Origin of the sequence: Acinetobacter sp. MB5 (genome assembly GCF_003261585.1) — a bacterium.
Taxonomy (GTDB): domain Bacteria; phylum Pseudomonadota; class Gammaproteobacteria; order Pseudomonadales; family Moraxellaceae; genus Acinetobacter.
Genome location: NZ_POVU01000045.1, coordinates 1 through 920, shown reverse-complemented (window position 1 = coordinate 920; position 920 = coordinate 1). Strand labels below are relative to the sequence as shown.

Sequence of the window (920 nt, the reverse complement as noted above, 5' to 3'; positions counted from 1 at the left end):
AATGCGAATATATTGTAAGGACAGACCCTTCAGGTACGGCTGTTGAAAAGCATAATTCAGAATGATGTCTGATTCACTTTCCAGATTTTTACTGCCATTTGCGGCTTTGAAATGATTCCCATAAACATATTTCACCATGGCATTGAAACCAGGAATGTAATCTTTAAAGTCATATCCATACATTATGTGATATGAGCGCTCATTTTTCTTAAAGAACCCTGTTGCATTCCAGTTGATAAAGTACGTCTCGGGTAAGAAACCATCTGGAATTGGATAAGCGGATTTTCCTGTAATCTCCTGATAACCTAATCCAAAGGTCTGGTTCTTTACTTTTAAAGTTTCAAGTAGTCCGATATTTTGTGCATCAATATCAAAGCTATGACCATCATTCTTGGCATTAAAGTATTTGAGTTTACTTTGCAGTGAAAAATCCTGTTGTTTCCATATATGTTCTAAACCGACATAGTGCTTGTTAAACAGTTTTTCCAGATTTCCATAATAATATTCGCCCTTAAGAGATGGAGAAAACTGGTACCGTAAATCAATATAGTTGAGACCGTCAGAATATTTGGTGACGCCATTCATAGTGTATGAAAAGTTATGAAAACCTTCTTGGCTACGTGGTGAAACCTTATCCACTCGCCCAACTTCAAGACCAAGATGATCGGTTAATTGGGAGTGTAAATTCTCACCCCAGTAAGATGCCAACAATTGATGACTAAGATCCGCGGATGTATTTGGTAAATCCAACCAAAGTTCACCCACTTTCACGAGGGTTTTGTCATAGCCCAATTTTAAAGTGACGCCATGTTTTAAAAAGTCGGCAGCTTGAGAATGAGTTTTCTGATCGAATGGTAGAGCGGTATCAAGCACATGCTTATCGTTACTTAAGCGTACGGCATATTGCACTGAAGCATCCA

General features: G+C 38.2%; 1 protein-coding gene. It reads right to left on the bottom strand.

Annotated elements, in window-relative coordinates; translation table 11 throughout:
* A partial coding sequence (locus C1A47_RS17515) for an OprD family outer membrane porin (RefSeq protein WP_111896290.1) occupies positions 1-920 on the bottom strand: 920 nt, incomplete at both ends.